The sequence below is a fragment of the Dehalococcoidales bacterium genome (genome assembly GCA_030698765.1).
In the GTDB taxonomy this organism is placed as follows: domain Bacteria; phylum Chloroflexota; class Dehalococcoidia; order Dehalococcoidales; family UBA2162; genus JAUYMF01.
In genome coordinates this window covers 1-13441 of record JAUYMF010000103.1, presented here as the reverse complement: position 1 = coordinate 13441, position 13441 = coordinate 1, and the positions used below count along the sequence as shown (strand labels likewise).

At 51.4% G+C, this 13441-nt stretch carries 12 protein-coding genes and 1 tRNA gene; 7 read left to right on the top strand and 6 right to left on the bottom strand.

Annotated features, from left to right (window positions below; all coding sequences use genetic code 11):
* Positions 1-192 precede the first annotated feature (192 nt).
* The 4 genes from prfA (at position 193) to Q8Q07_04825 (ending at position 4083) form a co-directional block, all read left to right on the top strand.
* Positions 193-1263, top strand: a complete 1071-nt coding sequence (prfA, locus tag Q8Q07_04840; protein ID MDP3879615.1) for a peptide chain release factor 1 — start codon at positions 193-195, stop codon at positions 1261-1263.
* Positions 1260-2123 (top strand): peptide chain release factor N(5)-glutamine methyltransferase, encoded by an 864-nt coding sequence (gene prmC, locus Q8Q07_04835; protein MDP3879614.1) that lies wholly within the window; start codon positions 1260-1262, stop codon positions 2121-2123. The genes prfA and prmC overlap by 4 nt, the downstream gene beginning before the upstream one ends.
* 96 nt (positions 2124-2219) lie before the next feature.
* Positions 2220-3020, top strand: a complete 801-nt coding sequence (locus Q8Q07_04830) for an electron transfer flavoprotein subunit beta/FixA family protein (protein ID MDP3879613.1) — start codon at positions 2220-2222, stop codon at positions 3018-3020.
* A 64-nt stretch (positions 3021-3084) separates the two neighbouring features.
* On the top strand, positions 3085-4083 hold the full coding sequence (locus tag Q8Q07_04825; GenBank protein MDP3879612.1) for an electron transfer flavoprotein subunit alpha/FixB family protein: 999 nt from the start codon (positions 3085-3087) through the stop codon (positions 4081-4083).
* Between the two features lie 120 nt (positions 4084-4203).
* Here Q8Q07_04825 and fusA read toward each other — a convergent pair whose 3' ends face one another.
* From fusA to Q8Q07_04800, 5 genes are all read right to left on the bottom strand, one after another.
* Positions 4204-6264 carry an elongation factor G gene (gene fusA / locus Q8Q07_04820; GenBank protein ID MDP3879611.1) on the bottom strand — a complete coding sequence of 687 codons (2061 nt, stop codon included), beginning with the start codon at positions 6262-6264 and terminating at the stop codon, positions 4204-4206.
* Positions 6265-6348: 84 nt separating this feature from the next.
* On the bottom strand, positions 6349-6903 hold the full coding sequence (locus Q8Q07_04815; GenBank protein MDP3879610.1) for a stage II sporulation protein M: 555 nt from the start codon (positions 6901-6903) through the stop codon (positions 6349-6351).
* A 25-nt stretch (positions 6904-6928) separates the two neighbouring features.
* Positions 6929-7204, bottom strand: coding sequence for a hypothetical protein (locus Q8Q07_04810; protein ID MDP3879609.1), 276 nt, complete (start codon positions 7202-7204; stop codon positions 6929-6931).
* A gap of 71 nt (positions 7205-7275) precedes the next feature.
* Positions 7276-8187: a site-specific tyrosine recombinase XerD gene (gene xerD, locus Q8Q07_04805; protein MDP3879608.1), complete on the bottom strand. Its 912-nt coding sequence runs from the start codon at positions 8185-8187 to the stop codon at positions 7276-7278.
* 353 nt (positions 8188-8540) lie between these two features.
* Positions 8541-10061 (bottom strand): B12-binding domain-containing radical SAM protein, encoded by a 1521-nt coding sequence (locus Q8Q07_04800; GenBank protein MDP3879607.1) that lies wholly within the window; start codon positions 10059-10061, stop codon positions 8541-8543.
* A 243-nt stretch (positions 10062-10304) separates the two neighbouring features.
* Here Q8Q07_04800 and Q8Q07_04795 point away from each other — a divergent pair.
* Positions 10305-10379, top strand: a tRNA-Met gene (locus Q8Q07_04795).
* Positions 10380-10519: 140 nt separating this feature from the next.
* On the opposite strand, the gene Q8Q07_04790 is transcribed toward Q8Q07_04795, so the two are convergent.
* Complete coding sequence (locus tag Q8Q07_04790; protein ID MDP3879606.1) at positions 10520-11173, bottom strand: hypothetical protein; 654 nt, start codon at positions 11171-11173, stop codon at positions 10520-10522.
* A 556-nt stretch (positions 11174-11729) separates the two neighbouring features.
* Here Q8Q07_04790 and Q8Q07_04785 point away from each other — a divergent pair.
* The gene (locus Q8Q07_04785) at positions 11730-12647 is read left to right on the top strand and encodes an ABC transporter ATP-binding protein (protein ID MDP3879605.1); all 918 of its coding nucleotides are present in this window, start codon (positions 11730-11732) and stop codon (positions 12645-12647) included.
* A gap of 1 nt (position 12648) precedes the next feature.
* Positions 12649-13441: ABC transporter permease subunit (locus tag Q8Q07_04780; protein MDP3879604.1), on the top strand; the 793-nt coding region annotated here is incomplete at its 3' end.

The window sequence follows — 13441 nt, the reverse complement described above, 5'->3', positions numbered from 1 at the left end:
AAAAATAACAATAAAGTCCTCCGGCTGTCCTAAAATGGTTTTTTGTCATCCTGAGCGAAGCGAAGGATGACAATCAACCATTTTCGGACAACCTCCAACCGTAGATAAAACAACCGGACATAACAGGTACCTCCGTTCTCTGACTTTAAGCGCTCCTGCGCCTGTGCTATAATTCCAGGTGGTGAGTTAGCTATGTGGGACAAATTAGAACAGCTGGATAAACGTTACCGTGAACTGGAAGCGCAAATCGCCACGCCGGAAGCCGCTTCTGACCCGAAGCGGCTGCAAAAGCTGGCTCGGGAGAGGGCGAGTATTGAAGACCTGGTAGTAAAATACCGGGAATACAAGGCAACCGCCAAGTCTCTGGAGGAAACCCGGACAATGCTCAAGGACGGTCCCGATGAAGAAATGAAGGCGCTGGTCAAGCAGGAGATAGAAGACCTGGAGGCACGCATGGAGCAGCATCTTGAAGAGCTAAAGCTGGCGCTGCTGCCCAGAGACGAAAACGACCAGAAAGACATCATCATGGAAATAAGGGCCGGGACTGGCGGTGATGAGGCTGGCCTGTTTGCCGCCGACTTATTCCGTATGTACACCCGCTACGCGCAGACCAAAGGCTGGGAAACAGACATCATCAGCGTCAGTGAAAGCGGTGTCGGCGGCTTTAAGGAAATTATTTTTGAGATAAAGGGTGAGGGAGCGTTCAGTCGGCTCAAATACGAAAGGGGTTCCCACCGCGTCCAGCGAGTACCGGTCACCGAGTCTTCAGGCAGGATTCATACTTCCACGGCTACGGTAGCCGTGCTCCCTCAGGCCGATGAAGTTGAACTCACCATTAATCCTGACGACCTCAGAATTGATATCTATCACAGTGGCGGTGCCGGCGGGCAGAATGTGAACAAAGTAGCCACCGCGGTACGCATCACCCACCAGCCCACCGGTATCGTTGTTGTTTGTCAGGACGAACGCTCGCAACTGAAGAACAAGACCAAGGCGATGGCTGTGCTCCGTGCCCGCCTCCTTAATATGGAGCAGCAAAAGCAGGAAGAGCAGATAACGCAGCAGCGCCGTTCCCAGGTGGGCACCGGGGAACGCGCCGAAAAGATACGCACCTACAATTTCCCCCAGGACCGCGTTACTGACCACCGCATTGGTCTGACCCTTCATAATCTGCCCCGCATCATGGAAGGAGACCTTGACCAGCTCATCGATGCTCTGGCTACCAGCGAACAGGCAAAACAGCTACAGGAGCAAACGGCTTGACCGTAAAAGAAGCATTGATCCATGCCCGCGAAGTTCTGGCAGCCGGCAATATCGAGGATTCCGCTCTGGAAGCGGAACTGCTGCTCAGATGCGCCCTGGGCAGGAACCGCGTTCAGCTTTATCAGGGATTTGACCGACAACTCAGCCCCGAACAGAACAAAATGTTCCAGGACCTGGTCAGGCGCCGCCTCAACCGTGAGCCCACCGCCTATATCACCGGCCACCGCGAGTTCTACGGGATTGATTTCTATGTTAACCCGGCGGTGCTCATCCCCAGGCCGGAAAGCGAGCTACTGGTCGAAAAAGCCCTGGAACTGGCTCAGTACCGGAGTATCGCCGCCATCGCTGATATCGGTACCGGCTGTGGCGCCATCGCCGTCAGCCTGGCGCTAAACCTGCCCTGTGTCAAAATCTATGCCACCGATGTATCAACCGCCGCCCTTGAAGTCGCCCTGGTTAACTGCCGGAGGCACGGGGTGAGCGACAAAATCCGCCTCTTAGCAGGCGATATGCTCGACCCTCTGCCTGAGCCTGCTGACCTGATAGTAGCCAATCTACCTTATATCAAGGAATCCGAGCTGGCGCAGGTAAACACGCGGGACTTCGAGCCACACCTGGCGTTAAACGGTGGTACGGACGGTCTGGAGAAGATACGCCGGCTATGCACGCAGGTCGGTGATAAACTTAAGCCCGGCGGTCACCTGCTCCTGGAAATTGGACAGGGGCAGGAAGCGCCGGTAATCACCCTGCTGCGCGACCTCTTTCCTGTGGCCGGGATAGCCGTAACGCCGGACTTAGGCGGTATTGACCGGGTGGTGAATCTGACTCTTTTTGCAGAGGCCACCCGGCTAACAGCTTGACTCCAAAACCCATTTGATGCTAGATTAAACAATTGGGTTTTACCCCAACCCGGAGAGCCAACTTTATAATAATTTACAAGGAGGAACAGGCACGCGATGAACATGATTGTTTGCTGCAAGCAGGTGACTGACCCTGAAGCGCCACCGGCCAGTTTCAGAGTCGATTCCGCAACCAACAAAGTAATACCACCTCAGGGAGTGCCACCGGTAATCAGCCCGTTCGATGAGAACGCCATTGAGGCGGCGCTCAGAATTAAGGACGCCAAAGGCGGTAAGGTCACAGCGCTGAGCCTGGGTGTTAACCTGCTCAGGGACGTGGTCAAAAAACCGCTATCAATGGGAGCTGACCAGCTTGTCCTGCTCGAAGACGAAGCCTTCAGTGAGGGTGATAGCTGGTCAACCGCTTATGCCCTGGCGATGGCAATCAAGAAAATAGGCGAGTATGACATCATCTTCTGCGGCCGTCAGGCGGCTGACTGGGATACCGGGCAGGTAGGCTCAGCCATCGCCGAGATACTGGGGCTGCCCAGTGTAACCCTGGCCAAGAAAATAGACGTCACCGATAGTAAGGCACGGGTCGAGCGGCTTACCACCGATGGCTATGAAGTCGTCGAGGTATCTCTGCCAGCCGTAATCACGGTAACCAACGAGCTTGGTGAAGCCCGCTACCCCACTATCAAGGGTATTATGGCCGCCAAGCGCATGGAACCCGTGGTCTGGAAACCGGCTGACATAGGCGCGGAAACATCCCAGATTGGCACCTCCGGACGGAGAACCAAGATAGTCAAACTGTTCCAGCCGGTCTTTGAAGGCAAGTGCGAGTTGATAGAAGGAGAAAATCCGGAAGATGCCGCCCTCAAGCTCGCCATGAAACTGAGAGAAGCCAAGATACTGTAAACAAGACCTGGCTAAATCATGCGAAGTGAAACTGTTACCAGTTTAAATTAAGGGGGTTAAATTAATGTCTGACAATAAAGGTGTTATGATTTATGGCGAAGTCACTGAAGGAAAAATCAGCAGCATAGCCGCTGAGCTTCTGGGTTGTGGACGGAAGACGGCTGATGACCTGGGACAGGAACTGAGCGTAGCCCTGTTGGGCAGCGGAGTAAGTGATTTAGCCCAGGAAGCCATTGCCCTGGGGGCGGACAAGGTATACGTCGTTGATGACCCTCTGCTCGCGGACTACCAGACCGACTCTTATATCGTCGTCATGGAAAAGGTAGCCAAGCAGGTAATGCCCCAGGTTATTCTCATGGGGCAGACCGGCATCGGGCGTGACCTGGCGCCCAGGCTGGCTTTTCGCCTGGGCACAGCCGCTACCCTGGACTGCGTGGGGATAGAAGTCGATCCTAACACGAAACGCCTGCTGCAGACCAAACCGGTATACGGAGGTAACGCCCAGGCTGTCTATACCTATGATACTGACCCGCAGATAGCCACCATCAGAGCCAAAGCAATGGCGCCCGCCGTGCCTGATTCCTCCCGTAAAGGGGAGGTAGTTAAGATTGAGGCCGGTCTGGACCCGTCGGCTATCAGGACCAAGGTACTGGAAAAGGTGAAGGAAGAAGTGGAAGGGATAAGACTGGAAGACGCGGCGGTAATAGTCAGCGGCGGCAGGGGCATCGGTGGGGCTGAGGGTTTTGCCAAGCTGACCGAACTGGCGGAAGCGCTCAAAGGGGCGGTTGGCGCCAGCCGTCCCGCCTGTGATAGCGGCTGGATGCCGGATACAGCACAGGTCGGGCTAACCGGCAAGATCGTCTCCCCGGATTTCTATCTGGCAATAGGCATCTCCGGTTCCAGCCAGCACCTGGCTGGCTGCTCCGGGGCTAAAACCATTGTCGCTATCAACAAGGACCCGGAGGCCAACATCTTCAAAGTAGCCCGTTACGGGATCGTCGGCGACTGGAAACAGGTCATCCCGGCCTTCACTCAGAAGGTCAAGGAACTTCTGGCCAAATAAGACTGTCAACCGGCTATGGGAACAAGCGGTGAATAACCCACTGCAAAATCTAAGATTTTGCAGTGGGTTCCCTGGATCCGGAATGACATCCTGATTACGGGACACTGAAACCAGCCGAAATCAGACTCTCTCGGCCTGTTTCTCAGCGACGACCTTCTGGGCGATGTGCTGGGGAGTCTCCTGATAGTGACTGAACTCCATCTCAAAACTACCCTTGCCCTGGGTTATTGACTTAAGGTCTATCGTGTAATTCAAGACTTCAGCCAGAGGCACTTGCGCCTGAATAACATTAGTGCCATCTTCCGGGTTCATCCCCTGCACCTGGGCCCGCTTGGTATTGAGGTCTCCGATAATATCACCGGTATAGTCTTCAGGGACGCGCACCGTAATGTTCATTACCGGCTCAAGAAGGACCGGTTGCGCCTGGGACAGTCCGTTCCTGACCGCTCCCGCCCCGGCAATCTTAAAACAGATTTCGGAAGAATCCACCGGGTGAAAACTGCCATCATACACAGTTATCCTGACATCAGTAACCGGGTAGTGGGCCAGAACCCCTTCCTGCACCGCCTCGTTAACCCCTTTCTCTACCGCCGGAATGTAGTTCTTGGGGATACGCCCCCCCACCACCTTGTCGACGAATTCATGTCCGCTACCGCGGGGCAAAGGTTCTAATTCCAGCATGACATGACCGTACTGGCCGTGCCCGCCGGTCTGTTTCTTATGCTTATACTCGGCTTTAGCCGGCACCATGATCGTCTCGCGGTAAGGGATCTTGGGGGTCTTCAGCTCAATGCCCACACCGAACTTAGCCAATACCTTCTCGGCAGCCACCTGAAGCTGAGTCTCACCCAGCCCGGATAGAATGGTCTCTCCGGTGTCCCTATCCCGGTGCATCTTCAGGGTAGAGTCTTCTTCGGTCAGCCGGGATAAGGCGGCTCCCAGTTTATCAAGGTCAGCCTTGGTCTTGGGATACACCGCCGCACTGAAGACTGGTTTAGGAAAGGAAATGGGGACCATTTTCACCGGCTTATCACGACTGCACAGCGTGTCCCCGGTAGTGCTTACATTCAATTTCGCCACCCCCCCGATGTCTCCCGCCCTGACCTGCGGCACCGGCTCCTGGCTCTTGCCCCTGACCATAAATAGCTGCCCTATACGCTCCGCTTCACCCTTGGTTGAATTCCAGACCTGGGAGTTACTCTCCATAACGCCGGTATAAACCCGGAAGTAAGTAAGCTTGCCTACGTAAGGGTCGGCGCTGGTCTTAAATACCAGGCTGGCTAGAGGAGGCTCCTCACGAGGTTCAATTATCTCCATCTCACCGGAATCACTGGTGATCGTCACCCCGCGTTTTGCGGGAGATGGCAGATAAGCATTTATGGCATCCAGCAACAGTTGAATTCCAATATTCTTTAAGGCCGAACCGGCCAGAACCGGTACTATCCGGCCGGTCAATACCGCTTGCACCAGACCATCACTGATTTCCTGCGGGCTGAGATCTTCTCCCCCGAGATACTTCTCCAGCAGGCTATCACTGGCTTCCGCCGCCGCCTCAATCAGCTTTTCACGGTAAGACTCTGCCTCGGCTTGCAGGTTCTGGGGTATTTCGCCCCCCTTATCATCAAAAGCGGCATAGCTTTTCATCGACAGCAGGTCAACTACTCCCTGAAAATCAACGTGAGCACCGATCGGTAACTGCAGAGGCAGGCACCGGGCGCCAAACCTCGACTGAATCCCCTTCACAGTGCGGTAGAAATCAGCATTCTCACGGTCCATCTTATTGACAAAGATCAAGCGGGGGAGATTGGCTTCCTCGCTATAGCCCCAGACCTGCTCGGTGCCAACTTCCACTCCGGAAGCCGCGCACACCACGATTACCGCCCCCTCACTAACACGAATCCCCGTCTTGACCTCGGCGACGAAGTCAGAATAGCCGGGAGTATCGAGCAGATTGATCTTGATATCCTGCCACGGGAAGGGAAATATGCTCAGATTAATGCTGATATGGTGTTTTATTTCCGCCGGGTCGTAGTCTGATAAAGTAGTGCCATCATCAACCTTACCCAGCCGTGTGGTTACCTTGGTATCAAATAGAATAGCCTCAGTGAGAGATGTCTTTCCCGCGCCATTATGGGACAACAAAACAAGATTACGAATTTTCTCCAGTCCATATTGTTCCATCTAATCACCCGCTTTTCATGTTATTCGGTCACTATTATAACCGCACCCGGACGGGTACGGCAAGTAACGGTAACAGGGAACGGTTCAACGGGACAGTAGCAGCGGAGTAATATAAGCCTCAATGATAGCTGCCGGCAAGAGCAATAATATCGCCACGAAAAGATACTTAAAATTCCGCCGGAGGCTGGAGCGGATTATCTGTCCTCTTTCTTTCTTAAACAGGGCGAGCATCACCGTGACGCCAAAGCTAAGAGCCACTGCTTCACCCAGAAAGAAGGCCGGGAGTTCAAAAATACCGTGAGGGAGTAAACCGGCCAGCAAATAGCCCAGGGATTCCTGCTCTACTATCATAATTGACACCAGCCCCAGGAGCCAACCATTAATCACCAGCGCGGTGACCGGTACCAGGCAGAAAAGCGGGCTGAAGAGGAAACTTACTAAAAGAGCCGAGACATTTTTCAGAAAAATAATAACAAAGACTTCCGATGGCGGAAGTGGCGCCAAGAAATCGGCAATCTCCTCAAGAGCAGCCAGGTTCTCTCCCAGGAGACCTGTGGCAGGCTCCGAAGAAGACAGACCGGCCACCACACCGCCACTAAATATGAAGATAGCGACAAAAAGCCACCGTTTAAGGCTCATTATAACCTTCGCCAGCGGTACAGGTTCAGTTTAGCACTAAAGCCAGTACGATAAGAATAACCAGCATGATACCGGTCAAGGTGCCAATGGTCTTCAGTTCTGCGGCGATGTAAGGATGCCGAACAACCGCCGGCTGCGCTGCCGGTGAAGGTGTGGCAGTGGCGGGAGTCGCCACTCTGGTAGTGGAAACAACCTCCCCAACTGGAGATTGTTCAACGGTGACCGCATGGCTTGAATGCGCTTTCTTCTTTTTAGGCTGTGCGGAATACTTCTTTTTCCTGTGACTTGACTTATCAGGCATTTTTTGAACTCCCAACAGACTCTTTACTTCAGATACCGCGTCTTCTTCTCCGGTACAACCCCTCGGCTAAACTATTTAGCCCTGGGATGAGATCTCTCATAGGCACGCCGGACGTGCTCGGTGGTGAGATGGGTATAAACCTGCGTGGTAGAAATATTGGCGTGACCCAGTAACTCCTGCACTGATCTCAGGTCAGCGCCACCGCTCAACATATGAGTAGCAAAGCTGTGTCTCAACGTATGAGGAGTAATCTCCGCATCCAGCTCGGCCGCTTTAGCGTAACCCTTTAATATTTGCCAGAAACCCTGCCGGGTCAGTCTCTCACCGCGCCGGTTAAGAAATAAAGCCTTCTCGTCACGATTACGGGCCAGATGAGTACGGGCACCTTCTATATAATCCTTGACTATCAGTGCTGCCTGCCGGTAAATCGGGATAAGGCGCTCCTTGTTTCCCTTGCCAAAACAGCGCACGGAATCACCGGTCACATCCACGTCACCCAGGTTCAGGGAAATCAACTCGCTTACCCTCATGCCGCTGGCATATAGTAACTCCAGCATTGCCCGGTCTCTTTTCGCTTCCGGCGTAGACAGTTTGGCGGGCTGCTCTAACAGGCGGCGGACCTCACTGACTGAAATAGGCTTAGGTAACAACCTGCCCACATTGGGTGAACCCACGTTCTCCGTGGGGTTATCCTTTAATTTGCCTTCAGTCACCATGAAGTTAAAGAAAGACTTGGCTGCCGCCACTTTACGGGCAATAGTCGTGGCGGCATAGTTCCTTTCTTTAAGGTTGAGCAGATAGCTCAATACTCCCTGTCGGTTGAAATCAGACCACACCGGAGGTGAACCAGGCCCGGTAGCCTCACCATTAACAAAAGCGGCCAATTGAGAAAGATCATTACGATAAGCGGTGAGCGTATTATCGGAAAATCCTTTCTCTACGGCAAGAAAAGTCAGAAACTGCTCGATGTCTTCTTTCACCATACCTCCTGGCTACCGATTGATTTAACAGACCGCCTGGGTGCCCTCTGATTTCTCCACCAAAACCTGACCCGGCAGCAGCACCTACATTTTAACATAACTAAAATGAAAATACAGCCTTTCCACCATGGTACCATTCGGAACTGATTGATAGTGTCATTGTGAGCCGGCGAGAGGCGAAGCAATCGCCCGTGATAATAGCATTTAATCGGGATTTTTTATCGTTACCCTCCGCAGCGACAGTTTAATCAACACGGCGCAGATAAAACCATGACCACAAAATAGACAACGACCCGCTAGCGTATAAAATGGCATCGAGGAGGAGAGGTAAGGAGCAATTTTCTTCTCTGGTTTCTTTATTCTCCTGAAACCGGTGTATTCTCCGCCAGCGACCCGCTGAACCTCTCAGCGACCTTGCGGAAGTGGTAACCGAAGACAGAGAGGGCTATCGACAGAGGAAAAGCCCGAGGATGCTTGAACAGGGTCGAGATAAAAAGCTTCCAGTAGTACTTTCTACCTTTTTCTTTGATACCCAGCACCCAGATAGACTTAAAAAAGGCTTCGAGATGATAAAGCTCCATGTGAGGCATGGTTTTCAGTTTTGGCGGCTTGTATTCTCTGAGGAACTCCTTGATTCGCTCGTAGTAATGCCGGGGCGAGTAAATGGTATCCAGAACTTGCTTGTAGCCGGTGATCAGTGTTTCGTAGTTCATCTTGGGGATAAAGTTAAGGGAACCGTCAGTGTTATCGCCGGACATGGACTCTAATATACGGTTCTCCGTTTTCAGACGCTGGTAAAGCCGGGTACCGCGCGGAGCATTGAGCAAGCCGACCATCGCCGTCACGATACCGCTCTTCTGGATAAAGTTTATCTGGCTCCTGAAGATGGAGACCGGGTCATTATCAAAGCCGATAATAAATCCGCCCTGCACTTCAAACCCGTGGTTCTGCAGCTTCTTTACTGAGGCGGTCAAATCACGCCCCCTGTTTTGCTGTTTGTTACATTCAGCCAGGCTTTCCTCATTCGGGGTCTCAATACCGACAAAGACGCGGTCAAACCCGGCCTCAATCATCAGTCCCATCAGCTCTTCATCATCAGCCAGATTGATGGAGACCTCGGTATAGAAGGTAAACGGGTATTTTTTCTCCTTCGTCCACTCAATTATCGCCGGCAGCGTTTCCGTCTTAAGCTTCCTCTTATTGCCGATAAAGTTATCATCGACAATAAAGATGGCTCCACGCCAGCCACGCTGGTATAAAGCCTCCAGCTCGTTTACTGTCTGAGGTTTGCTCTTGGTCCTGGGTTTATGACCGTTCAGTATGACGATGTCACAAAACTCGCAGTTATAAGGACAACCCCGGGAATACTGCAGACTCATCGCTGAATAATGTTTGATGTCAATCAGTGACCACATCGGGGGAGGGGTCTGGCTGATATCCGGCCATCCGCTGGAGGTGTAAATAGGTTTGGCGCGCCCCTTGACCAGGTCATCTAAAAAGGGCTGCAGGGTAACCTCAGCTTCACCAAGCACGAAATGGTCGACCCCCTCAAACTCATCATGACCGGTAGTAAAGAGAGGACCGCCGGCAACTATCCTGGCGCCAAGCTGCCTGCAGCGGGCGATAATCTCCCTCACCGAGTCACGCTGCACCGCCATTGCGCTGATAAAAACATAATCAGCCCACTTGATATCTTCATCAGCCAGAGAGATCACGTTAGTATCTACCAGCTTTTTCTCCCAGTCAGCGGGGAGCATGGACGCCACCGTCAGCAGACCCAGAGGAGGGAAAGACGCCCTTTTCGAGGCAAATTTTAGCGCGTGTTTAAAACTCCAGAAGGTATCCGGGTACTGGGGATAAACCATCAGTATTTTCAAATCGGTGTAACTCCTCAGCCCAGAAATAGGCAAAAGGTAAGGTTATTCCACCTGACAGTACTGGTCAGTATCTACCTTACCAATATAACTAATCTTACTTTGCTGAAAGCTGTTTGTCAACCTTAGTCTCGTTCCTCAAAGAGGAAAGGCTTAAAAGGTTCATTGAAATCACGGAGAACAGCAACCAGCCCCATTGAGAATGGCTTGACACCCCAACCGCTAAAGCTTATACTCAAAATGAGACGCGGGGTGGAGCAGTGGCAGCTCGTCGGGCTCATAACCCGAAGGTCGTTGGTTCGAATCCAACCCCCGCTACCAATTTTTGAAGCTAAAAACCCCCGATTTCAAAAAGATTTCGAGGGCTTTTTCTTTCTTGCTACGAATTCACTGCGGATTTTGCTACGAATTTCTCTGGAATTTCCTTTTGAGATTCCCTGCCGCGGGGGCGCACGAAGTCGTCAAAAACCGTTGGCGGCAGCCGCTTGAAGACCCGGCATGATATGAGAGTATACGTCTATAGTGGTCGCTATACTGGCGTGTCCCAACCTCTGCTGAACCACGGCCGGATGCACGTTTTGTTTTAGCAGCAGGCTGGCGTCTACGACATTACCCTGACAGTAGTTGATGCGACAGGAGCATCGGCACAAGCAGTCTACCATTACGTTGTCGTTTATGACCCGAGCGCAGGGTTCGTTACCGGCGGCGGCTGGTTTGATTCCCCAGCGGGAGCCTATGCTCAGCCTGACCTTACCGGAAAGGCCACCTTTGGCTTTGTTTCGAAGTACCAGAAGGGTGCCGATATTCCAACCGGGCAGACCGAGTTCCAGTTCCGCATGGCCAATTTGAATTTCCACAGCACCAGCTATGATTGGCTTGTTATTGCTGGGGTAAAGGCTCAATACAAGGGTTCCGGGACGATTAATGGGACTGGAAGCTACGGCTTCATACTCACTGCCACAGACGGCCAGGTCAATGGCGGGGGTGGCATAGACAAGTTCCGAATCAAGATTTGGGACAAGGCTAGCGGCAATATTGTCTACGACAATCAAACTGACAATAGCGACAACGCTGACCCGACGACGGCCATCGCCGGTGGTAGCATTGTCATCCACAATAAGTAGCCTTTAGATATATACACATAATAAGGAAGGTGTATCATGAGTGGAACTTCTGCAGTACGCAGATGGCGCCTAAAAGCGTGGCAAACCACACTGCTCTTCGGTTTCGCTCTTTTTATAATCACTGGTCCAGCGGTGTTTTTCTTTGACTTCCTCGCTGGGTCAGCAACACGCGGCTTTGGTATGTCACCCTCTTCAGGTTTTCAGGGAATTGGCATGTTCTACTTATATATGATCAGTTATTTTTCATCCCTCGTCGTGATACTCCCAGCTCTCCTGACAAAACGCTTTGGAACATTACCTGCATAATAGCTCCTTTATCATGCCCCTCCCGGGGAGTAGACAATGAAGTGAAAAACAGAATGGACAGCACCTCTTTGAAATAGGATGCATTGATAACTGGGTGAGCAGACTATTAGAACTTGTTGAACATGCTTCTCATTCTGCTGAAATTTGATAGGCGACTACGTTTATCCTATACTTGCAATTGCAGCTGATGTGACCAAGACAATTATGATTGAAGGATAGCGCAAAGATTGGATTAATCAAGATGACGATAATCGAAGCACACAATATCAGCAAGAGATTTGGTAATATTACGGCAGTAGAAGACCTGAATCTTGAAGTTGACGAAGGTGAGGTACTTGGTTTTCTTGGGCCTAACGGGGCAGGTAAAACAACCACCATTCGTATTCTGGCAGGTATCATTGCCCCTACTTCAGGATATGCGGTGATAGCCGGCCAGCGAACTGATGGTGAAATTGATCGTCTGCATGAAGGTATTGGATTATTAACCGAGACCCCGGGCTTTTATGAGAAGTTGAGTGCCCGTCGGAACCTGGAATACTTTGCCGGTTTCTATTCCAACATTGATGTCGAAGCTCACGTAGAAAAATACCTGAAATTAATGGGACTCTGGGAACGCCGGCAGAGCCGAGTGGGTACGTTTTCCAAGGGTATGAAACAGCGTCTGGCACTGGCGCGGGCTTTGCTCCACGAGCCGAAAGTCCTCTTTCTAGATGAACCGACCGCAGGGCTTGATCCGGAGGCAGCCCAGGAAGTCAGGGAACTGGTGAAACGACTTAGCAATGAAGGGCATACTGTTTTTCTTTCGACTCATAATCTGACAGAAGCCGAGCAACTCTGTCATCGGATTGCGGTTATCCGGACTAAATTGCTGGTTCTCGACACAAGCTCAAACCTTCGCCATCGGTTTTTCCGACGTGAGGTAATCATTCGTTTGGTAAGTCCGAGTATAACGGTTGTGGATACAGTGAGAAAACTTGCCTTTGTAGAGGATGTAAAGGAGGAAGGCAGCCAGTTGATTCTTGTGCTAACTGAGCCGGACAAAAATCGTCCCGAATTAGTAAAAACAGTTGTTGATGCCGGTGGCCGGATTCTCGAGGTTTCGGAAAGAGAACACCCGCTCGAGGAAACGTATTTGAAACTGATTCGTGAGGGAAAATAACGTGAGCCGCAAGCGGATCGTTAACATTTTATTGAAAGAGTGGCAATTCCTGTTTACAGATATCAACACTACTTTACTGGTTACTCTATTGCCGCTGCTAATTATCGGGCAATTGATACTTTATATCTGGCTGGCAGTGAATTTCGCCGGTGAATCGGCGCTTAATATATCAATCTTTCAGAATGCCCTGGCAAATCTCCAAAGAGCTACCCCAGAAGTAGCATTACTGTCCGGAGGCGAACGGTTTCAGGTGCTTCTACTCAGTCAATTCAGTTTCTATATGCTCCTAATTCCGGTAATGATTTCCGTGAGCGTGGCTACCTTCAGCATTGTTGATGAGAAACTTTCGGGAAGCCTAGAAGCTTTACTGGCAACTCCGGTTAAAACATGGGAACTACTCTTAGGCAAAGCCCTGGCGGGAGCTATTCCATCACTAATCGTTACCTGGATTTGTTCCGGTATCTTCTTGCTGGTGGTGAGAGCGATGGGATGGGGTTATCTTCTTGATATGGTCATGACGCCGGTCTGGTTTATCAGTCTCTTTCTGTTCACACCCACCGTTACCATTTTGAGTTTTCTGCTGGGTGTTATTGGCTCCTCCAGGGCAAAAGATGCCAAAGGCGCTCAAAATCTTGTCCTTCTTGTGGTTTTACCTGTATTGGCGCTGATTGCCCTTCAAATAACCGGAATTATCTGGTTTACTGCATTCTCAGCACTTATTCTGGCATTTGGTATAGGCTTGGTAAATTTATTTGTCTTACGGGTTGCAGTACAACTGTTTCAGCGTGAATCCA

Excerpts from the sequence above, each read along its gene's own strand:
- xerD (MDP3879608.1), bottom strand. The coding sequence starts at position 8,187 with ATGGTGAAAGAAGACATCGAGCAGTTTCTGACTTTTCTTGCCGTAGAG.
- prfA (MDP3879615.1), top strand. The coding sequence starts at position 193 with ATGTGGGACAAATTAGAACAGCTGGATAAACGTTACCGTGAACTGGAA.
- Q8Q07_04830 (MDP3879613.1), top strand. The coding sequence starts at position 2,220 with ATGAACATGATTGTTTGCTGCAAGCAGGTGACTGACCCTGAAGCGCCA.
- Q8Q07_04825 (MDP3879612.1), top strand. The coding sequence starts at position 3,085 with ATGTCTGACAATAAAGGTGTTATGATTTATGGCGAAGTCACTGAAGGA.
- Q8Q07_04785 (MDP3879605.1), top strand. The coding sequence starts at position 11,730 with ATGACGATAATCGAAGCACACAATATCAGCAAGAGATTTGGTAATATT.
- fusA (MDP3879611.1), bottom strand. The coding sequence starts at position 6,264 with ATGGAACAATATGGACTGGAGAAAATTCGTAATCTTGTTTTGTTGTCC.
- Q8Q07_04810 (MDP3879609.1), bottom strand. The coding sequence starts at position 7,204 with ATGCCTGATAAGTCAAGTCACAGGAAAAAGAAGTATTCCGCACAGCCT.
- Q8Q07_04815 (MDP3879610.1), bottom strand. The coding sequence starts at position 6,903 with ATGAGCCTTAAACGGTGGCTTTTTGTCGCTATCTTCATATTTAGTGGC.